Source organism: Corynebacterium marinum DSM 44953 (assembly GCF_000835165.1).
In the GTDB taxonomy this organism is placed as follows: Bacteria; Actinomycetota; Actinomycetes; order Mycobacteriales; family Mycobacteriaceae; genus Corynebacterium; species Corynebacterium marinum.
In genome coordinates, this window is the sequence record NZ_CP007790.1 from 1,584,942 (window position 1) to 1,604,710 (window position 19,769).

Annotated in this window: 16 protein-coding genes; 7 read left to right on the forward strand and 9 right to left on the reverse strand. The window is 69.2% G+C overall.

The window, feature by feature from the left end; all coding sequences use genetic code 11:
- Nucleotides 1-28: 28 nt before the first annotated feature.
- Nucleotides 29-760, forward strand: coding sequence for a peroxide stress protein YaaA (gene yaaA, locus B840_RS07600; protein ID WP_042621649.1), 732 nt, complete (start codon nt 29-31; stop codon nt 758-760).
- Nucleotides 761-812: 52 nt separating this feature from the next.
- Nucleotides 813-1,880: an AAA family ATPase gene (locus B840_RS07605; protein WP_042621650.1), complete on the forward strand. Its 1,068-nt coding sequence runs from the start codon at nt 813-815 to the stop codon at nt 1,878-1,880.
- 11 nt (nt 1,881-1,891) lie between these two features.
- Here the strand turns inward: B840_RS07605 and B840_RS07610 are convergent, their stop codons facing one another.
- Together B840_RS07610 and cobA are read right to left on the reverse strand one after the other, a co-directional pair.
- Complete coding sequence (locus B840_RS07610; RefSeq protein WP_042621651.1) at nt 1,892-3,124, reverse strand: multidrug effflux MFS transporter; 1,233 nt, start codon at nt 3,122-3,124, stop codon at nt 1,892-1,894.
- 85 nt (nt 3,125-3,209) lie between these two features.
- The gene (gene cobA / locus B840_RS07615; protein ID WP_052491128.1) at nt 3,210-3,950 is read right to left on the reverse strand and encodes a uroporphyrinogen-III C-methyltransferase; all 741 of its coding nucleotides are present in this window, start codon (nt 3,948-3,950) and stop codon (nt 3,210-3,212) included.
- Between the two features lie 54 nt (nt 3,951-4,004).
- Here cobA and B840_RS07620 point away from each other — a divergent pair, with 54 nt between their 5' ends.
- The gene (locus B840_RS07620) at nt 4,005-5,381 is read left to right on the forward strand and encodes a protein adenylyltransferase SelO (RefSeq protein ID WP_042621652.1); all 1,377 of its coding nucleotides are present in this window, start codon (nt 4,005-4,007) and stop codon (nt 5,379-5,381) included.
- Between the two features lie 4 nt (nt 5,382-5,385).
- Here B840_RS07620 and B840_RS07625 read toward each other — a convergent pair whose 3' ends face one another.
- Nucleotides 5,386-6,276 carry a VOC family protein gene (locus tag B840_RS07625; protein WP_042621653.1) on the reverse strand — a complete coding sequence of 297 codons (891 nt, stop codon included), beginning with the start codon at nt 6,274-6,276 and terminating at the stop codon, nt 5,386-5,388.
- A 154-nt stretch (nt 6,277-6,430) separates the two neighbouring features.
- Here B840_RS07625 and B840_RS07630 point away from each other — a divergent pair, with 154 nt between their 5' ends.
- Nucleotides 6,431-7,336 carry an ABC transporter ATP-binding protein gene (locus tag B840_RS07630; RefSeq protein WP_042621654.1) on the forward strand — a complete coding sequence of 302 codons (906 nt, stop codon included), beginning with the start codon at nt 6,431-6,433 and terminating at the stop codon, nt 7,334-7,336.
- Complete coding sequence (locus B840_RS07635; protein WP_042621655.1) at nt 7,333-8,934, forward strand: ABC transporter permease; 1,602 nt, start codon at nt 7,333-7,335, stop codon at nt 8,932-8,934. The genes B840_RS07630 and B840_RS07635 overlap by 4 nt, the downstream gene beginning before the upstream one ends.
- 56 nt (nt 8,935-8,990) lie before the next feature.
- Here B840_RS07635 and mqo read toward each other — a convergent pair whose 3' ends face one another.
- On the reverse strand, nt 8,991-10,493 hold the full coding sequence (gene mqo / locus B840_RS07640; RefSeq protein WP_042621656.1) for a malate dehydrogenase (quinone): 1,503 nt from the start codon (nt 10,491-10,493) through the stop codon (nt 8,991-8,993).
- Nucleotides 10,494-10,753: 260 nt separating this feature from the next.
- On the opposite strand from mqo, the gene B840_RS07645 reads away from it, so the two are divergent.
- Together B840_RS07645 and mtr are read left to right on the forward strand one after the other, a co-directional pair.
- Nucleotides 10,754-11,734, forward strand: a complete 981-nt coding sequence (locus tag B840_RS07645; RefSeq protein ID WP_042621657.1) for an alpha/beta hydrolase — start codon at nt 10,754-10,756, stop codon at nt 11,732-11,734.
- A 47-nt stretch (nt 11,735-11,781) separates the two neighbouring features.
- Complete coding sequence (gene mtr / locus B840_RS07650) at nt 11,782-13,179, forward strand: mycothione reductase (protein ID WP_042621658.1); 1,398 nt, start codon at nt 11,782-11,784, stop codon at nt 13,177-13,179.
- A gap of 36 nt (nt 13,180-13,215) precedes the next feature.
- Here mtr and map read toward each other — a convergent pair whose 3' ends face one another.
- From map to dxr, 5 genes are all read right to left on the reverse strand, one after another.
- Entirely contained in the window at nt 13,216-14,085 is an 870-nt protein-coding gene (map, locus tag B840_RS07655) for a type I methionyl aminopeptidase (RefSeq protein ID WP_042621659.1), read from the reverse strand.
- An 18-nt stretch (nt 14,086-14,103) separates the two neighbouring features.
- Entirely contained in the window at nt 14,104-15,969 is a 1,866-nt protein-coding gene (locus B840_RS07660) for a penicillin-binding transpeptidase domain-containing protein (RefSeq protein ID WP_042621660.1), read from the reverse strand.
- A 73-nt stretch (nt 15,970-16,042) separates the two neighbouring features.
- Nucleotides 16,043-17,206, reverse strand: coding sequence for a flavodoxin-dependent (E)-4-hydroxy-3-methylbut-2-enyl-diphosphate synthase (ispG, locus tag B840_RS07665; RefSeq protein WP_042621661.1), 1,164 nt, complete (start codon nt 17,204-17,206; stop codon nt 16,043-16,045).
- A 46-nt stretch (nt 17,207-17,252) separates the two neighbouring features.
- Nucleotides 17,253-18,464 carry a M50 family metallopeptidase gene (locus tag B840_RS07670; RefSeq protein ID WP_042621662.1) on the reverse strand — a complete coding sequence of 404 codons (1,212 nt, stop codon included), beginning with the start codon at nt 18,462-18,464 and terminating at the stop codon, nt 17,253-17,255.
- 9 nt (nt 18,465-18,473) lie between these two features.
- Nucleotides 18,474-19,649, reverse strand: coding sequence for a 1-deoxy-D-xylulose-5-phosphate reductoisomerase (dxr, locus tag B840_RS07675; protein WP_042621663.1), 1,176 nt, complete (start codon nt 19,647-19,649; stop codon nt 18,474-18,476).
- Nucleotides 19,650-19,769: the final 120 nt, after the last annotated feature.

The window sequence follows — 19,769 nt, forward strand, 5'->3', positions numbered from 1 at the left end:
AGTCACATTACCCGGTACTCTCCAAAGCATGATGATCGTGCTCCCGCCTTCCGAAACCAAGGCCCCCGGCGGCGACGGCCCCGCGCTTGACCTGGGGGAACTCTCCTTTCCCGGACTCACTTCCGTGCGGGAGAAATTGGCGGCCGACCTGGCGGCGCTGCCGGCGGACGAGGCGCTCGGCGTGCTGGGGATCTCGGAGAAGCTGCGCGCCGAGGCAGAAGCCAACCGCGAGCTGTTCGCGGCGCCGACGATGCCCGCCATCCGCCGCTACACCGGCGTGCTTTTCGACGCCCTCGACGCCCCCTCCCTCCCCGACTCCGCGTTGTCCCGCCTCGCCGTCGGTTCCGCCCTGTTCGGTGTCGTCCGGGCGCTGGACCCGATCCCCCGCTACCGGCTCTCGGGCGGCACGAAGCTGCCCGCCGCCGACGGCTCGGCACCGACGATGAAGGCCCGGTGGGGAACATCGGTGACGGAGGCGTTGTCGTCTGTGGACGGACTGATCGTGGACCTGCGTTCCGGCGCCTACCAGCAGCTGGGCAGGGTCGCCTCGGCGGTGACCGTGCGGGTGGAGTCCGTGCGGCCCGACGGTTCCCGGAAGGTGGTCAGCCACTTCAACAAGCAGTACAAGGGGCACCTGGCCCGGGTGCTGGCGCTCTCGCCGGTGGCCGCGGAGGATGCGGCGGGGGTGGCGGCGATCGCCACGGACGCCGGGCTGACCGTGGAGCAGGATTCGGGGACCGCGCTGACGCTGGTGGTGTGAGCGACAGAAATTATCAATTTATCAACGTCCGCGGCGAGGTAGGCCGTCGGGCATGAGCAGACGTGACCCGTTCCGCCCCACCTTCGGCGCCTCGCCGTACTTCTGGGCCGGTCGGACGCTGATCCTCGACCGCTTCACAGACGCCGTCGAGGACAACCCCGGCAACCCGAACCGCAGTCTCATCACCGACGGGGCCCGCGGCATCGGCAAAACGGTCCTGCTTACCGAGCTCGAGAACATCGCCACCCTGGTGGACTCGACGATCCCGACCCGCATCCGTGAGCTCTCCCCGCCGGCCACCCGCACCATCACGGCCGTCACCGTCGGCGGCCTGGGTCGCGTGGACACCGAACTTCTCGACGTCCCCTCCCCCACCCCCACCCTCAACTCCCGGCTCCGCGAGCTGCTGGGCCTCCTGCGCGGCACGGGTGTGCTCATCACCGTCGACGAGGTCCAGGACGCCGACCCGGAGGCGCTGAGCCAGCTGGCCACCACCTACCAGGACCTCATCCGCGACGACCGGCAGGTCGCCCTGGTCATGGCCGGGCTCACCCACGGCATCAACCGCCTGCTGGACCTGCCCGGCACCACGTTCCTGCGCCGGGCACGCCGTTTCGAGCTCGGCCCCCTCACGGACGCCGACGCCCTGGCCACCCTCACCACCACCGCAGCGGACTCCGGCCGACCTTTCGACGACTCCTCCGCCCGTTCGGCAGTGCAGCTCGCCCGGGGCTACCCCTACCTGGTGCAGCTGGTGGGCTACCTGGCGTGGGACCACACCGAGGACGCGATCACGCAGGATGACGTCGCCGCCATCGCCGAAGAGGCGATCGAGACCATGGGCGCCCAGGTCCACGCCCCCTCACTCAAGGGAGTTCCCTCCGCCCAGCTCGCCTACCTGCGCGCCATGGCCGATCTGACGGAACCCGGCCGGAACACCGTCTCCTCGACCGAGGTCGCCGAGGCGGTAGGCAAGAAACCGAACCAGGCGACCGACACCCGCGGAAAACTGATGGACCGTGGCCTCATCGAGGCGCCCGCCTGGGGTCGGGTCTCCTTCACTCTCCCCTACATCGCCGAGCACGTGCGCTCACAGGGGCGTCGGACGCGGATCAGTTAGACGGAGCGCCGTCATTCCCGCCCCAGCACCCGGGCCCCACCCCATACGCCGGCCGCCGCGATGACGGCGGTGACGAGCATGACCACGGTCATGGCCACCGGCTGGGACATGCCCGCCGCGGCCGCCAGCCCCACCAGCGGGGAGAGCAGTCCGGCCATGATGAACTGGCCCGAGCCCATGAATGCCGAGGCGGAGCCGGTGACCTTGCCTGCCCGGGAGATCGCGAGCGCGGAGTTGTTGGCGAAGTTCACGCCCATCGACGCGACGACGACGAAGAGTCCGGCGAGGATGAACCACCGGGAGGCGTCGAGAAGCGCCGCGACGACCAGGTAGACCACTGCCGCCAGCAGCACCGCGTTGCCGATCTTGGCCAGCGGCAGAGGGCCGACCCGGCGGACCAGCCGCGCGTTGGTCAGTGCCACGAGGAACATGCCGGTGGTGTTCACGGCGAAGATGACGGAGAACTGCACCGGGGTGAAGCCGTAGTACTCCTGGAGGATGAAGGGCGAGGCGGAGACGTAGGCGAACATCGTGGAGAAGCTGAAGATGAAGCCGAGGGTGAAGCCGACGTAGGCGCGGTCGCGCAGGAGGCCGCCCATCGCCGCGAGCAGGGGGCGCAGGCCGCCGGTGGAGCGGTTCCCAGCGGGCAGGGTCTCCGGGATGAAGCGCCACACGGCCGCCGCCATGAGGAGGTTGAGGCCGGCCAGGACCCAGAACACGCCGCGCCAGCCGACGCCGTCGACGATGAGGCCGCCGAGGACGGGACCGATGACCGGGGCCAGTCCGCCGAGCAGCATGAGCAGGGAGAAGACGCGGGCCAGCTCGGGCCCCTTGGCCAGGTCGCCGGCGACGGCGCGGGCGAGCACGACGGCGGTGCCGCCGGCCAGTCCCATGACGAAGCGGGAGGCGAACAGTATCCAGGCGTGGGTGGCCAGAGCGCTGGCGGCGGTGGCGAGGACGAGCAGCACGACACCGGCGAGGAAGAGGCCGCGGCGGCCGCGGGCGTCGGAGAGCGGGCCGGTGACCAGCTGGCCGATGGCCATACCGGCGAGGAAGAAGGTGAGGGTGAGCTGCGCGCCGGCCTGGCTGAGGTCGAGATCGCGGCCGAGTGCGGGCAGGCCCGAGAGGTACATGTTGATCGAGAGCGGCTCGACGGCCGAGACCAGTGCGAGGACCCCGAGAATGATGGGCGGGATCACCGCTTTCGGGCCGGACGCCACAGCCGGCCGGGTGGTGTTGGTCATGGACTTCTCCGCTTCTTGAAAACGATTATTGATTATGCGTCAACAACCATAGCAACATATACCCCAGGGGGTACATCCGAGCGGCTCAGAGGCCGGCGACCTGTCCGATGACGTAGACCGCGGGAGCGCCGATGCCGTGCTCCACCATGATCGCGCCCAACGTCCCCAGGGTGCAGCGCACCGCGCGCTGGGCGTCGGTCGTGCCCTCCTGGATGACCGCCGCCGGCGTATCGGCGGGCAGGACCTCCAGCAGCTCGGCCGCGATGACGGGCGCGTTCTTCACGCCCATGATCACACAGATCGTGCCCCCGGACTCGGCGACCGCCCGCCAGTTGACCAGGGAATTGCGGTGCCCCGGCGGGAGATGCCCAGACACGACGGTGAAGGAGTGGACCATCCCCCGCTGGGTGACCGGAATCCCCGCGGCCGCCGGCACGGACACCGCCGACGTCACGCCCGGCACGACCTCGCACGGGATGCCGTGCTCGCGGCAGACGGTCAGCTCCTCGAAACCGCGGCCGAAGACATAGGGGTCGCCGCCCTTGAGCCGCACCACGTTCCGCCCGGCCGACGCGTGGGAGACGATGAGCTCGTTGGTCTTCTCCTGCGCGACCTGCCGGCCGTAGGGCAACTTGGACACGTCGATGATCTCCTTCGACGCGGTGTCGCAGAGCTGGCCCAGCTCATGCGCCGGACCGAGGTGGTCGGTGAGGATCACGTCGGCGCGCTCGAGGGCGCGCTGCCCCCGGATGGTCATGAGGTCCCAGGCGCCCGGACCTCCGCCGACGAGGGTGACGGAACCGGTGGCGGGAGATGCTGCAGTCATGGCAGATAAGTGTAGGGGGCTGACTCCCAGGGTCCACGTCACTAACCTGGAGGCATGAGCGCACCGCACCTGGACCACCGCTTCGCCGACGCATTTCCCGAGCTTGTCCACGCCGCCCGCGGAGAACCCCAGCCCGATCCGCGTCTGATCCTGCTGAATGAAACCCTCGCCCGGGAGCTCGGACTCGACCCGGGGTGGCTGCGCAGCCCCGAGGGCGTGACCTTCCTCCTGGGCCGGGGAGGCGGCCGGACCGTGGCCATGGGCTACGCCGGGCACCAGTTCGGGCAGCTCTCGCCCCGCCTCGGCGACGGCCGTGCGCTGCTGCTCGGCGAGCTCACCGACACGGCGGGCCGGGTCCGCGATCTCCACACGAAGGGCACCGGCCCCACCGCCTTCTCCCGGGGCGGCGACGGCCGCGGCGCACTGGGACCCATGCTCCGCGAGTACCTCGTCTCCGAGGCGATGCACGCGCTGGGCGTGCCCACCACCCGCGCCCTCGCCGTGGTGTCCACCGGCCGGAAGATTCAGCGCGGCGGCGTGGTCCCCGGCGCGGCGCTCGTGCGCACGGCCGCCAGCCACCTGCGTATCGGCACCGTCCAGTACGCGCGCCTCATCGGCGACGAGGACCTCGTCGACCGGCTGTGCACCTATGCCCGGGAACGCCACCACCCCGCCCTGGACACCCACGAGGCGTTCTTCCGCGCGGTGATGCACGCGCAGGCGGAGACCATCGCGAAGTGGATGCGGCTCGGATTCATCCACGGGGTGATGAACACCGACAACACCACCCTGTCCGGCGAGACCATCGACTACGGCCCCTGCGCCTTCCTCGACCGCTTCGACCCTGCGACGTTCTTCAGCTCCATCGACACCCACGGCCGCTACGCCTTCCGCAACCAGCCCGCCATCCTCGGCTGGAACCTCGCCCGCCTCGCCGAGGCGATGGTCCCGCTTTTCGACGCCGACGAGAACGCGGCCGTCGAGAAGGCGCAGGCCGCCATGGACGACTTCCCCGGGGTGTGGGAGAAGGCGCAGGAACGCGAGCTGGCCCGCGCGTTGGGGACTTCCGACGCCGACCTCGGCCGCCGCTGGCTGGAACTCCTCGAGGAACGCGCCCCGGACCTGACTTCCACCCACCGCCTGCTCGCCGACTCCCCCACCGCGCTGGCCGAGGTCGTCGGCCGGGAATGGGTCGCAGACTGGCAGGCCCTGTCCCCGGACACCGCCGCCCTGGACCGCCTCCATCCGCGGTACATCCCGCGCAACCACCTGCTCCAGGCCGCGCTCACCGACGCCGAGGCCGGCGACCTGGTGCCCTACCTGCAGTTGCTGGCCGCGGTCACCGATCCATACACGGACCACGGCCCCGAGCTGCGGAGACCTGCCCCGGAGGGTTTCGACGAGATGTTCCGCACCTTCTGCGGCACCTAGCAGGTCACAGTTCGTCGACGACGATCTTCTTCATCCCCATGAACCTGCCGTAGGCGCCGGGCCGTTCCAGGAGTTCGCCGAGGTTGTCGGGGACGATCTGCCAGCTGACCCCGTAGCGGTCGACCAGCCAGCCGCACTGCTCGGCCTCCGGCACCGCCGACAGCGCCTCCCAGACCCGGTCGATCTCCGCCTGGCCGCGGGCCCGGAACATGAGGGAGATCCCGGGCGAGAACGTGAAGGACTGCGCCACGGCCGAATCCATGGCGGAGAGCCACTCACCACGGATCTGGAAGTCCGAGAAGATCACCGACTCCGCGGTCACCGGCCCCTGAGCCTCGTCGTAGTGGACCCGGCTGCCCAGCTCCGCGTCCGGGAACACCGACAGGTAGAAGTCGACCGCCTCCCGCGCCATGTTCTGCGCGGGGCCGCAGAACATGAGGTCCGGGATGACGAACGGCCGGGGTTCACCCTCCGGGTTGGTGAGCATGAGCTGCCAGCTCACTCCGTAGCGGTCCATCAACCAGCCGTAGTGCGGGCTGAAGGGGTAGCCCCCCAACTCCATGAGCACGGTCCCGCCGTCGACGAGCCGCTCCCAGCAGCGGGTGAGATCCCCCCGGGCGTCAGCGCGTTCGGAGGGGTCGAAGTTGAGGAAGAAGCTGATGGCGGGGGTGGGCGCGAATTCGTCGCCCGCGTTGATCAGCGCCATGCGGTAGCCGGAGACATCGAGTTCCACCGCCAGCGTGCGTCCGGCGAACTCCCGCTGGAAATCCAGGAGCCCCTCGGCCGGGTAGGTCTGCCGGTCCACGACCGCGGTGTCGGGCAGCGCGGAAACGTAGAAATCCGCGGCGTCGTCGGCGACGCGGTCGATCCAGATGTGCGGGATGATCGTGGGCATGCGTTCCTCTTTCCGTGACGCAGCGTCAGTGACAGACCTCACATTACGCCCCGCCCGGCGCAAGATCCACGGATTTTCCACGGTCCGCACCGCTCCCGGCAATACACTGGTGGACACGGCTACCGTGCGTCAACCGCCAGCTGCAGGAGACACAATGAGTGACACCGCCATCACCATGGTCAACCTGTCCAAGACCTTCGGATCGACCCGGGCCCTGGACGACTTCAACATCTCGGTGCCGGCCGGAGAGGTCCGCGGATTCCTCGGCCCCAACGGTTCCGGCAAATCCACCGCCATCCGGGTGCTGCTCGGCGTCCTCCGCGCCACCGCGGGCTCGGCGCAGGTTCTGGGAATGGACCCGTGGCGGGATTCGGTGGAACTGCATCACCGCCTCGCCTACGTCGGCGGTGACACCAGCCTGTGGCCGAACCTCACCGGCGGAGAGGCCATCGACCTGCTCACCCGCCACCAGAGCTCCGACGCCCTGCGCCGGCGCCGGGACGACCTCATCGAACGCTTCGAACTCGACCCGCGGAAGAAGTCCCGGACCTACTCCAAGGGAAACCGGCAGAAGGTCGCGCTCATCGCCGCGCTCTCCCTCGACGTCGATCTCTACCTGCTCGACGAACCGACCGCCGGCCTCGACCCGTTGATGGAGTCGCTGTTCACCGAGGAGATCAGGGCGCGCCGGGACGAGGGCCGGACCGTGCTGCTGTCGAGCCACATCCTCGGCGAGGTGGAGAAGTTGTGCGATTCCGTCACGATCATCCGGGCCGGCCGGGACGTCGAGCACGGGACGATGTCCGAGCTGCGCCACCTCACCCGTTCGGCGGTCGCCGGCACCGTCGCCGCCGACGCCCAGGGTCTGGCGTCCGTCCCGGGGGTCCACGATCTCGCGGTGGACGGGGGAAAGTTCCGCTTCCAGGTGGAGGACCACAACCTCGACGACGTCCTGCGCGTGCTGCCCGACATGGGGGTGCAGAACCTGACGATCACTCCCCCGTCCCTGGAGGATCTCTTCCTCCGCCACTACGGCACCGGTGAGGGGGCGCGGCGATGACCACGCAGTTCACCGGAACAGGCCGCCTCCTGCGCCTGTACCTGCGCCTGGACCGGTTCCGGCTGCCCGTCTGGGTCCTGTCGATGTTCGTCGTGGTGTGGGCCAGTGTGGACGCGCTGCAGACGAGCTTCTCCGACCCCCTGAGCCTGCAGGCCCGGGGGGTCCTCGGCGCCAACCCGGCGGCGGTGATGATGTCCGGGCCCGTGTTCGGGCTCGACAATTACACGATGGGGCTGATGGTCGCCAGCGAGCTCTCCCTATGGACGCTCATCGTCGCCGCGGTCATGGGTGTGCTCTTCATGGTCCGGCACACCCGAACCGACGAGGAGACCGGCCGGCTCGAGATGCTCCGCGCCCTGCCGGTCGGGCGCATGGCGGCACCGACGGCGTCGATGATCCTCGTCGCGCTGGCCACCCTCGCGATGGGTGCCGCCGTCTCTGCCGGGCTACTGATAACGGGCATGCGGGTCGCCGATTCGCTGGCCTTCGGGCTCGCCACGGCGCTGACCGGCATGGTCTTCGGCGCCGCCGCGGCTGTGGCGGCGCAGTTGAGCGACAACGCACGCGCGGCCTCCGGGCTGGGGATCGCCGCCATCGTCGTGGCCTTCCTCATACGAGCCGCCGGTGACGTCATCGACTACCAGGGGTCCTGGCTCTCCTGGTTCTCCCCGCTGGCCTGGGCCCAGCAGACCCGCCTCTACGCCGACCTGCGCTGGTGGCCGCTGGCGCTGTCCGCCGTCACCGTCATTGTGCTGGTCACCCTGGCCTTCTGGCTGGTGGGGCGCCGGGACCTCGGGGCGGGTCTGGGGCACGGCCGCCCGGGCCCCGGACGGGCGTCGTCACGCCTGCTCTCCCCCGCTGGACTGGCCTGGCGGCTGGAGAACCCGACGTTCCTCATCTGGGCGGTGGGCCTGTTCGCCTTCGCCGTGGTCTTCGGCACCCTGGCCGACGAACTGGAGGGCGTGGTGGACGTCATGCCGGCGATCGACGACTGGGTCAGTCTCGACCTGACGGATCTGACCAGTTCCTTCGGCGCCATGCTCCTGTCCTACCTCAGTCTCGGCCCCGCGCTTCTCCTGGTCTCCGCGTTCCTCCACCTGCGCGCGGAGGAACGCGGGGGTCGACTGACATCCATGCTCATCGGCGGCAGCTCCCGGTCGAGTTTCCTGGCGGTCTGGTTCGCCGTCGTGGCGGCGCAGGCGATTGCCGTGCTGATCCTCCTCGGCTTCGGGCTCGGAATCGGGATCGCCGTCGGCTCAGGGGACACCAGGTGGATCGGCGACATGACGGCGGCGTCGTTCGCCTACCTGCCCGCGGTCCTGCTCTACGGCACGCTGGCGGTGCTGGTGTTCGGACTGTTTCCCAGGCTCACCGCACTCACCTGGTTCTATCTGGCGTGGAGCATTCTCGTCCTCTTCCTGGGCGAGCTGCTCCGACTCCCCGACTGGGCGCGCAGCACCACGCCGGTCTGGCACACACCCGCCGTGCCCGGGACGGAGGTGGATCCCCTCCCCCTGATTCTCATGACGATCCTCGCCGTGAGCTTCCTGGTGATCGGCCTGGTCGGTTTCCGCAGCCGCGACATCGCCGAGGGCTGAGAGCAGAAAACGCCCCCTCCGCCGGAAAGCGGAAGGGGCGCACCCCGGAAATGATGCTAGCGGGCCAGCTTCAGGGTCTTCTGGGAGTAATCCCACAGCTCGTCGAACATCTTCTTGTCGTCGCCCAGCTTGACGCCGTAGGACGGGATCATCTCGTAGATCTTCGGACCCCACTCGATCATCCGCTCACCGAAGCAACGCTCCAGCAGCTCCAGCATGGCGGCCGGGGCGATGGAGGCTCCCGGGGAGGCGCCGAGCAGACCGGCGATGGAACCGTCGCTGCCGTTGATCAGGGTGGTGCCGAACTCCAGGGAGCCGAAGCGCGGGGCGGCGGTCGGCTTGATCACCTGGACGCGCTGACCGGCGACGACAGTCTCCCAGTCCTCGGCCTTGGCGGAGGGGACGTAGTCGCGCAGGTCGACGAGACGCTTCTCGAAGTCCTTCGCCACCTCGGAGATCAGGTACTTGGTCAGTGCGAACTCCTGCACCGCGACACCCAGGTAGGAGGGGATGTTGTCCGGGCGGATCGACTTGAACAGGTCGAGGTAGGAACCCTCCTTGAGGAACTTGGGGGTCCAACCGCCGTAGGGGCCGAACAGCAGGCCCTTCTCGCCGTCGATGACCCGGGTGTCCAGGTGCGGAACGGACATCGGCGGGGCGCCGACCTTCGCCTTGCCGTAGACCTTGGCGGAGTGCTTCTCGATGAGCTCCGGGTTGGTGGAGCGCAGCCACATGCCGGAGACCGGGAAGCCGGCGTAGCCGTTGACCTCGGGGACGCCCGCCTTGCGCAGCAGGTCGAGGGCGTAGCCGCCGGCACCGACGAAGACGAACTTGGCCCGGATCACGGAGGTGTCGCCGGTGTGGACGTTCTTGACGGTGACCTTCCAGTGCTTGCCGTCCTTCTTGAGGTTCTTGACCTCGTGGCCGTAGCGGATCTCCGTGCCGGAGGCCTCCGCCGCGGTCAGGAACTGCCTTGTCAGCGCACCGAAGTTGACGTCGGTGCCCAGGTCTGTGCCCGCGTAGGCGACCTTCTCCGCGTCGAAGTCGCGGCCCTCGGCCATGACGGGCAGACGCTCGGCGAACTTGGCGTCGTCGTCGACGAACTCCATGCCCGGGAAGAGGATGTTGTCCTTCAGCGCCTCGTGGCGGCGGCGCAGGTAGTCGACCTGGTCGTGGCCCTGGGCGAAGGCGAGGTGCGGGACCGGCTGGACCCAGTCGCCCGGGTCGGCGAGCACGCCGTTGTCGACCTGGTGGGACCAGAACTGGCGTGAGACCTGGAACTTCTCGTTGATGTCGATCGCCTTGGAGACGTCGATGCGGCCGTTCTTCTCCGGGGTGTAGTTCAGCTCGCAGAGAGCGGAGTGTCCGGTTCCGGCGTTGTTCCACGGGGAAGTGGACTCCTGGGCGGGTCCGTCGAGGCGCTCGAAGATCATCTGGGACCAGCTCGGCTCCAGCTCGCGGATCATGGCGCCCAGCGTGGCGCTCATGACACCCGCGCCGACGAGGGCGACATCGACCTCGTCAGCGATCACGGCAGCGTTCTTCTTGTCAGTGGACACCTTGAATTACCTCATTCATCGTCGAAGGTTGTGGCCCTCGCCGGGTGGCGGCACTCTTCCCGGCGGGCAGGACAATCGGGGGTACGGCCTATCCGGCCTCGGCTCCGTCCTCGGCAGGATTCCGCTCCCCATGTCCGGTACCCAGATACCTTACGCCCTAGGTTTGTGGCGGGTGGGTAGAAGGTGGGCATTTAGTGAACTTCCCAACACCTCAACGTCCCCCCGGCCGGTGCCCCCGAACCCGACCTAGAGTGGTGGGCATGACAGTTGCTGACATCTCCGGCTGGCACGAGGACGTTCTCGGCCCCGACTTCCAGGCCTGCGACATCAATCTGGGCCCCGACCCCGAGGGGGAGGGTGACGTCGTCGCCACCCTGGTGCGGTTCGGGGATCCGGCGGCGTCGACACGCGCCGTCCTGTGGGTGCACGGGATGACGGACTACTTCTTCCACGAGCACGTGGCCCGCGCGATGGACGAGGCGGGTTACGCGTTCTACGCCCTTGACCTGCGCAAGTGCGGCCGGTCCTGCCGGGAGGGGCAGCGCTGGCACTACAGCGGGGACTTCCGGCACTACTTCCCCGAGTTGACGGCCGCGCTGGACATCATCACGGCCGGGCACCCCGACGTCACCCCGATCGCCCACTCCACGGCCGGGATGATCGTGCCGTTGTGGGCCGCGCATCTGGCGCGCAACGACTCAGCCCGGCATGCGAAACTGGGCGGCATCATCCTCAACTCGCCGTGGCTGGACATGATGTACCCGCGGGCGGCGGTCGCGCTGGGCCGGCCGGTGGTCGGGGTGCTCGGCCGGCTGATGCCCGGCCTGGAGGTGCCCGGCGGCAACCTGGGCTCCTACGGGATGTCGATCCACCGGGACCACCACGGCGAGTGGGACTTCGACGTGAACTTCAAGCCGGTGCGGGGCCACCGGAAGTACCTGGGCTGGCTGCGGGAGGTGCTGCGCGCCCAGGCCCGGATTCAACGGGGCAAGGTCGACGTGGGCGTCCCGGTGCTCACGGTGTGCTCGGCGGAGTCCCGGCTGGGCAAGCCGTACTCGGCGGAGTCCGCCGGAGTGGACACCGTGCTGGATGTCGCGCAGATCCAGCGGTGGGCCCCGCTGCTCGGCAGGGACGTGACGGTGCACCCCGTCGAGGGGGCGATGCACGACGTGTTCCTGTCGCAGACCGGGCCGCGGGAGGAGGCGCTGGCTACGGCGCTGCGGTGGTTGGGGCGCAGGTAGACTCGGGCGTCCGACCATCCCCCGTTGATTCAAGGAGCTCCTCCCCCATGACTGCTGACCTGAAGGTCGACAAGCACTATGACCTCATCATCATCGGCACCGGTTCGGGCAACTCGATTCCCGGGCCGGAGTTCGACGACCTCTCGATCGCCATCGTGGAGAAGGGCACCTTCGGCGGCACCTGCCTGAACGTGGGCTGCATCCCGACGAAGATGTTCGTCCACGCCGCCGACACCGCGCTGGCCGCCCGGGAGTCCGGCAAGCTGGGGCTGAGCTCGCAGGTGTACCACATCGACTGGCCCGGAATCGTCTCCCGCGTGTTCGACGAGCGCATCGACCTCATCGCGGAGGGCGGCGAGGCCTACCGCCGCGGCCCGGAGACCCCGAACATCGACGTCTACGACCGGCACGCCCGCTTCGTCGGCGAGCGCACGCTGCGCACCGGCCAGGGCGAGGAGGAGATGACCATCTCCGGCGACCGTGTCATCATCGCCGCCGGTTCCCGCCCCATGGTCCCCGAGTCCATCGCCGAATCCGGCGTGCACTTCCACACCAACGACGACATCATGCGCCTGCCGCAGCAGCCCCAGTCGATCATCATCGTCGGCGGCGGTTTCATCGCCATGGAGTTCGCGCACGTCTTCGACGCGCTCGGCACCAAGGTCCACATCGTCAGCCGTTCCGGCCTCCTGCGGCGTCTCGACGCCGACCTCGGCTCCCGCATCAACGAACTCGCCGCGAAACGTTACGACGTCCGCGTCGGCCGCACCGTCGCCGACGCCGTCCAGGACAGCCGCGGCATCACCGTCACCCTCGACGACGGCGGCACCGTCACCGCTGACGTCATGCTCGTCGCCACCGGCCGCACCCGGAACGGCGACCAGTTGGACCTGGACCTCGGCGGAGTGGAGATGACCGACGACGGCCGCGTCAGCGTCGACGAGTACGGCCGTTCCACCTCCGCCGAGGGCGTGTGGGCGCTGGGCGACGTGTCCTCGCCCTACATGCTCAAGCACGTGGCCAACGCCGAGATGCGGGCCGTCCGCCACAACCTGCTCCACCCGGACGACCTGCAGAAGATGCCGCACGAGAACGTGCCCTCCGCTGTGTTCACCAACCCGCAGATCGCCACCGTCGGCTTCACCGAGCGGGAGGCCCGCCGGGCCGGGCACAACATCTCGGTGAAGATCCAGAAGTACGGCGACGTCGCCTACGGCTGGGCGCTGGAGGACACCACCGGCATCGCCAAGCTCATCGCCGACAAGGACACGGGCAAACTGCTCGGCGCCCACTTCCTCGGCCCTCAGGCCTCCACCCTCGTCCAGCAGATGATCACGGTCATGGCCTTCGACCTCGACGTCCGCGAGGTGGCCACCAAGCAGTACTGGATCCACCCGGCGCTGCCCGAGGTGACGGAGAACGCGCTGCTGGGCCTGGAGTTCTAGCCCCTCCGCCTCTCCCCCGCCCGGCGCCGGCGGAGCTTAGTCCTCGTCGGGCAGGGTGAGGATCTCGTTGCCGTCCTCGGTGATCACGATGGTGTGCTCGAACTGGGCGGTGAATCTGCCGTCGGTGTTCTGCACGGTCCAGTCGTCGTCCCAGATGGTGTAGTCGAGGCTGCCGAGGTTGATCATCGGTTCGATGGTCAGCGTCATACCCGGCTCCAGGATGTCGCGGTAGGTGGTGGAGTCGTAGTGGAGCACCACCAGGCCGTTGTGGAAGGTGGGGCCCACGCCGTGGCCGGTGAAGTCGCGGACGACGTTGTAACCGAAGCGGTTGGCGTAGGACTCGATGACCCGGCCGATGACGTTGATCTCGCGGCCCGGCTTCGCCGCCCTGATGCCGCGCATCAGAGCCTCGTGGGTGCGCTCGACGAGCAGGCGGTGCTCCTCGGAGACGTCGCCGACCAGGAAGGTCGCGTTGGTGTCGCCGTGCACGCCGTTCTTGAAGGCGGTGACGTCGACGTTGACGATGTCGCCGTCCTGCATGACGGTGGTGTCGGGGATGCCGTGGCACACGATCTCGTTGAGCGAGGTGCAGGAGGACTTGGTGTAGCCCCGGTAGCCCAGGGTGGAGGGGTAGGCGCCGTGGTCAACCATGTACTCGTGGGCGATGCGGTCGAGTTCGTCGGTGGTCACGCCCGGGGCGACGGCCTTGCCCACCTCCTTGAGCGCGTTGGCGGCGATCTTCGACGCCTCGCGCATCGCCTCGATCACCTCGGGGGGCTGGATGAACGCCTCGCCGATGTTCTCCCGGACCTCGTCCTTCCACACGTACTCGGGGCGCTCGATGTGGTCCGGGACGGTGCGGATGGGAGTGGGTTTACCGGGGACAAGAAGGGAACGATTCGACATGCCTGACATGGTAGTCCTTCAGGCGGCGGGCTCCGGAACCGCACCGGGCACGCGGGAGGCGCGCATCTGGTCCAGCGTGACGAACATGTGGTCGGTGATGGCGGTCGCGGCCTCGGAACCCCCGCCGAGGACCACCAGGGTGGCGAACGCGATGTCGTCGTCGCGGAAACCCGCGAACCACGCGTGGGAACCCTCGTTGATCTCCGCTTCGCCGGTCTTGCCGTAGAGCTCGCCGGAGGCCTGCATGCCCCGGGCGGTGCCGGAGGTGACCACGGAGCGCATCATCTGCCGGATCTGATCCACGGTCGCGGGGTCCGGGGCGGGGACCTCTTCGCTGACGGTGGTGGCGTGGCCCTCGATGAGCACGGGGACGGGAGTTTCGCCGCGGGCGGCGGTAGCGGCGACGAGCGCCAGCCCAAACGGGCTGGCCAGGTCGAGGCCCTGGCCGTAGCCGGCCTCGGTGCGGTCGAGCGGGGTCTCGCCCTCGGGGACGGTGCCGGTGACGGTGTGCAGCCCCGGGATCTGGAAGTCGACGCCCAGGCCGAACTGCTTGGCGGTGTCGGCGAGCTCCCCCGGCGCCAGGTTGGTGGAGATGTCCGCGAAGGTGGTGTTGCACGAGGAGGCGAAGGCGCGTTCCAGGGGGACGTTGCCCAGGGAGAACTGGTTGTAGTTGTTGACGATGCGGCCGTAGATGTTCATCGACCCCGGGCAGGGCACGATCGAGCCGGTGTCCAGGCCCTGCTCCTCCAGTCCGGCGGCGGCGGTGATGATCTTGAACACCGAACCGGGCGGATAGAGGCCGGACAGCGCGACGTCGCCTTTCTCGTCGGCGGCCTTCGTCTGCGCGACGGCGAGCACCTGGCCGGTGGAGGGGCGGACCGCCACGATCATCGCCTGTGACTCCGGCCGGAGGTCCACCGCCTGCTGGGCGGCCTGCTGGATGTCGTGGTCCAGCCCGATGCGGATGGCCGGGGCGGGCTGAGCCGGATGGTACTCCACGTCGTCGATGGGGGCGCCGTGCTCGTTGACCGCCGTGACCCGCCAGCCGTTGGCGCCGTCGATGTCCTCGGCGACGATGGTGGACACGCGCGCCATGATGTCCGGCGCAAAGGAGGGGTCCATGTTCACCATGGCGGCCTCGTCGTTGACGATGACCCCGGGCACGTCGGCGAGCTCCCCGGCCACGACGGGACCCTCGAGATGGTTGATCATGGCGACGGAGTAGACGCCGGAGGCGCGGTCGAGCTGCTCGGCGAGGGCGGCGGCGTCGATACGCGCGACTGTCTCATCCCGGCCGTGGGCGGCGTTGACTGCCGCGGCGATGTCGGCGGCCACGGGGCGCACGTCCCCGACCTCGTCGGTGTCGACGAGGATGCGCCACATGGTGCCGGGCTGGAGGATCTCCACCCCGTCCGAGCTGACCACGCTCGCCCGGTCCGCGGTCACCGGGTGCAGTTCCAGGTGCTGGTTGGAACCCAGGCGCGGGTGGAGCAGCGTGGGCTGCCAGCGGACGGTCCAGTCCTCGTCCGTCTTGGTCAGCGTGAGGGCGGTCTCGTAGGAGAGGGTGCGCTCGCGCGGCAGCCGCCAGTCGAGCGTGTAGTGCGCGGTGGCGACGTTGCCGTTCTCCCGCACGTCGACCTCCCCGAGCCTGGCGTCGAGGGACTCCGCCTGCAGGCCGTCCCAGGTGGCGTCTATGACGGGCTGGGCGGCGGCGGGGACGTCGATGAGCGACGCGATCGTCGACGCGTCGCGCGTCGCCAGGGCCTCGAGGAAGTCCTCGGCCGCGGGCGAGGCGTCCACCGGCTTCGGGGTGCAGGAGGCGAGCGTGAAAACGGCGGCCAGCGCCGTCAACGCGCCCGCCAGAGCTCTTGCGGTCCCGGTCATGCAGGCAGGTTAACAGGGCGTCCGCTTATCGACGCCCAGGCGCGCCCGCCGCCCTCCGCCGGGGACCGGGGGTCTAGTGGGTGACCTTGATTTCCGCCTTCGTGCCCTCAATCTCCTCGAGTCCCTGCTCCTCGGCGAGGCGCAGGGCCTCCTCGATGAGGGTCTCGACGATCTTGGACTCGGGCACGGTCTTGATCACCTCGCCCTTGACGAAGATCTGGCCCTTACCGTTGCCGGAGGCGACGCCGATGTCAGCGTCGCGGGCCTCGCCCGGACCGTTGACGACGCAGCCCATGACGGCCACGCGCAGCGGGAACTCCATCCCCTCCAGGCCGGCGGTGACCTCCTCGGCGAGTTTGTACACGTCGACCTGCGCGCGGCCGCAGGACGGGCAGGACACGATCTCGAGCTTGCGGGGACGCAGGTTGAGCGACTGCAGGATCTGATCGCCGACCTTGATCTCCTCGACCGGGTCGGCCGACAGGGACACGCGGATGGTGTCGCCGATGCCCTGGGACAGGAGCGCGCCGAAGGCGACGGAGGACTTGATGGTGCCCTGGAACATGGGGCCCGCCTCGGTCACGCCGAGGTGCAGGGGGTAGTCGCTCTGCTCGGCGAGCTGGCGGTAGGCCTCGACCATGATGACCGGGTCGGAGTGCTTGACGGAGATCTTGATGTCGCCGAAGCCGTACTCCTCGAAGAGCCCGGCCTCCCACAGCGCGGACTCGACGAGGGCCTCGGGGGTGGCCTTGCCGTACTTGTCCATGATGCGCTTGTCCAGGGAACCGCCGTTGACGCCGATGCGGATCGGGATGCCCGCGTCCCCGGCCGCCTTGGCGACTTCCTTGACGCGGCCGTCGAACTCCTTGATGTTGCCGGGGTTGACGCGCACGGCGGCGCAACCGGCGTCGATGGCGGCGAAGATGTACTTCGGCTGGAAGTGGATGTCCGCGATGACGGGGATCGGGGACTTCTTGGCGATGATCGGCAGCGCCTCCGCGTCGATCGTCTTCGGGCAGGCGACGCGCACGATGTCGCAGCCCGACGCGGTCAGCTGCGCGATCTGCTGGAGGGTGGCGTTGATGTCGTGGGTCCTGGTGGTGGTCATCGACTGTACCGAGATCGGGTGGTCCGATCCGACGCCGACGTTGCCGACCATCAGCTGGCGGGTTTTCCGGCGCGGCGCCAGGATGGGCGGCGGGGTGGCCGGTATTCCAAGTCCGATGGAGGTCGACACGTCAGTAATTCTCCTCAGGCGATCGTGTAAAAGGGATGACACTACTCTAGCCGAACAATCTGACGGGATTCACCACGTCAGCGACGATGACCACGAGCCCGATCGTCAGCAGGGTGGCCGCCATGGCGTAGGTCAGCGGCAGGAGCTTCTCGTAGTTCGCGGGCCCCGCGGGGGCGAGGCCGCGCAGGCGGCGGAAGAAGTCGCGGACCTTTTCCCAGAGCACCACCGCGATGTGGCCGCCGTCCAGCGGCGGGAGGGGGACGAGGTTGAACAGGGCGAGGAAGAAGTTCAGCGACGCCAGCATCATCCAGAACACGTTCCACAGCGAACGTTCCACCAGTTCGCCGCCCACCCGGGAGGCGCCGACGACGCTCATCGGCCCCTCGACGTCGCGTTCCGCGCCGAAGATGGCGGCCACGACCCCCGGGATCTTGGTGGGGAAGGCCGCCAGGCCCTCCACCGTGCCCTGGAGGAGCTGCCCGGTGAAGGCGAAGGTGGCGGGCACCGCCTGCAGGGGGCCGTAGGTCTTCACCGCGTCGGGGATCGGCGCGCTGCTCAGGCCCACGGCGCCGGCCTCGTAGGGCGCGCCCTGCGGGTCCAGGCGGGTCACCGACTCGACCTGCACGGCGAGATCCAGGATGCGGCCGCCACGGTCGACGGTGAGCACGACGTCCTCGCCCGGGCGGGTGAGCACAGTGTCGCGGACCTGGCGGAAGTCCGCCATCTCATCCCCGTCGATCGCGAGGATGCGGTCCCCGACCAGGACGCCGGCCTCACCGGCCGGACCGGTGCCGGTGCACTCCGCCAGGGTCTGCGCATCGATCTGGTCGGAGACGCAGACGACCTCGCCGACCGTCGGGGTAACGTCCGGATTCGGGTTGGGCAGGCCGCTGCTCACCGCCACGCAGTAGAGGATGATGACGCCCACCAGGACGTTGGTGATCACGCCGCTGGAGAGGACGATGACCCGCTGCCACCACGGCTTGTTCACCATGGCGTGCGGAGCCTCCTCCGCGGTCACCGGATCCTGCGCGGTCATGCCCGCGATGTCGCAGAACCCGCCGAAGGGCAGGGCGGCCAGGCCGTAGGTGGTGTGCCCCCGCCGGACCGACCACACGGTCGGCCCGAAGCCGATGAAATAGCGGCGGACCCGCATGCCGAAGGCGCGGGCGGTGAACATGTGGCCCGCCTCGTGCAGCGCGATGGTCACCGCGATGCCGAGGGCGAACAGGGCCACGCCGAGCAGGTAGGCGCCCACTGATCTCCTCTAGAGCTTGTCGACGATCGCGTTCGCCCGCATCCGGGCCTCCCTCTCGACCGTCAGGATGTCGTCGACGCTAGACGGTACACCAGCGAACTGGCCCGCCCCCGAGACAACCTCGGCGACGACGTCGACGATCTGCGGGAACCTGATCCTCCCCTGCAGGAAGGCCGCCGCGGCTTCCTCGTTGGCGGCGTTGTACACCGCCGGGAAGGTGCCGCGCCGCGTGGCGACGTCCCGGGCGAGCTGGACCGCGGGGAAGGCGGCGTCGTCGAGCGGTTCGAAACGCCAGTCGTGGGCGCGGGTGAAATCGAGGGCGGGCTGCGCCGCCGGGACCCGGTGCGGCCAGTGCATGGCCAGGGCGATCGGCAGCTTCATCGACGGCGGCGAGGCCTGCGCGATGGTCGCCCCGTCGGTGAAGGTGACCATGGAGTGGATGATGGACTGGGGATGGACGGTGACGTCGATGCGTTCGGCCGGGATGCCGAACAGCAGGGTCGCCTCGATGAGCTCCAGCCCCTTGTTGATCAGCGTCGCCGAGTTGAGGGTGTTCATCTGCCCCATCGACCAGGTCGGGTGCGCGGCGGCCTGTTCCGGCGTGGCGTCCCACATCTGCCCGCGGTTGCGCCCGCGGAAGGGGCCGCCGCTGGCGGTCAGGACCAGCCGGTCCACCTCGCGTTCCGTGCCGGACCGCAGGCACTGGGCCATCGCGGAATGCTCGGAGTCCACCGGGACGATCTGCCCCGGGGCGGCGGCCGCCATGACCAGGTCGCCGCCCGCGACCAGGGACTCCTTGTTCGCGAGCGCCAGGATTGCTCCGAGTTCGATCGTGGCCAGCGTGGCGGCCAGCCCGAGGGAACCCACCAGCGCGTTGAGCACGGTGTCGGCCTCGACCTCGCGGACCAGCCGCTCCGCGGCGTCCGGGCCGGCGATGACCGCGCCGCCCAGCTCCCGGCCCACGGTGTACGCGGCCTGCTCATCGGCCACGGCCACCCTGCCCGGGGCCAGGCCCAGCTGCCGCGCCTGGGCGACGACGAGGTCCGGGGACGAGCCGCCGGCCGCGATTCCGACCACCTCGAAGAGGTCGGGGTTGTCCAGCACCACCTCGATGGCCTGAGTACCGATCGATCCTGTCGAACCGAGAAGGAGAATACGCCGGGGGGAAACGGAGGAGTCAGTCACGGACCCATTCTGTCACCCGGCGTTTCGCGGGGGTATTCGGTCGCGACGGGGGCGGGGATGTGCAAAGATGTGAGCAAGTAAAAGACGCTGCAACGTGCTCTGCGCCCGACCACGGGTGTG

What these genes read in the sequence shown, in the direction of transcription:
- yaaA (WP_042621649.1), top strand. Translation starts at nt 29, where the DNA reads ATGATGATCGTGCTCCCGCCTTCCGAAACCAAGGCCCCCGGCGGCGAC.
- mtr (WP_042621658.1), top strand. Translation starts at nt 11,782, where the DNA reads ATGACTGCTGACCTGAAGGTCGACAAGCACTATGACCTCATCATCATC.
- B840_RS07625 (WP_042621653.1), bottom strand. Translation starts at nt 6,276, where the DNA reads ATGCCCACGATCATCCCGCACATCTGGATCGACCGCGTCGCCGACGAC.
- B840_RS07645 (WP_042621657.1), top strand. Translation starts at nt 10,754, where the DNA reads ATGACAGTTGCTGACATCTCCGGCTGGCACGAGGACGTTCTCGGCCCC.
- B840_RS07660 (WP_042621660.1), bottom strand. Translation starts at nt 15,969, where the DNA reads ATGACCGGGACCGCAAGAGCTCTGGCGGGCGCGTTGACGGCGCTGGCC.
- B840_RS07620 (WP_042621652.1), top strand. Translation starts at nt 4,005, where the DNA reads ATGAGCGCACCGCACCTGGACCACCGCTTCGCCGACGCATTTCCCGAG.
- cobA (WP_052491128.1), bottom strand. Translation starts at nt 3,950, where the DNA reads ATGACTGCAGCATCTCCCGCCACCGGTTCCGTCACCCTCGTCGGCGGA.
- B840_RS07630 (WP_042621654.1), top strand. Translation starts at nt 6,431, where the DNA reads ATGAGTGACACCGCCATCACCATGGTCAACCTGTCCAAGACCTTCGGA.
- B840_RS07610 (WP_042621651.1), bottom strand. Translation starts at nt 3,124, where the DNA reads ATGACCAACACCACCCGGCCGGCTGTGGCGTCCGGCCCGAAAGCGGTG.
- B840_RS07605 (WP_042621650.1), top strand. Translation starts at nt 813, where the DNA reads ATGAGCAGACGTGACCCGTTCCGCCCCACCTTCGGCGCCTCGCCGTAC.
- B840_RS07635 (WP_042621655.1), top strand. Translation starts at nt 7,333, where the DNA reads ATGACCACGCAGTTCACCGGAACAGGCCGCCTCCTGCGCCTGTACCTG.
- map (WP_042621659.1), bottom strand. Translation starts at nt 14,085, where the DNA reads ATGTCGAATCGTTCCCTTCTTGTCCCCGGTAAACCCACTCCCATCCGC.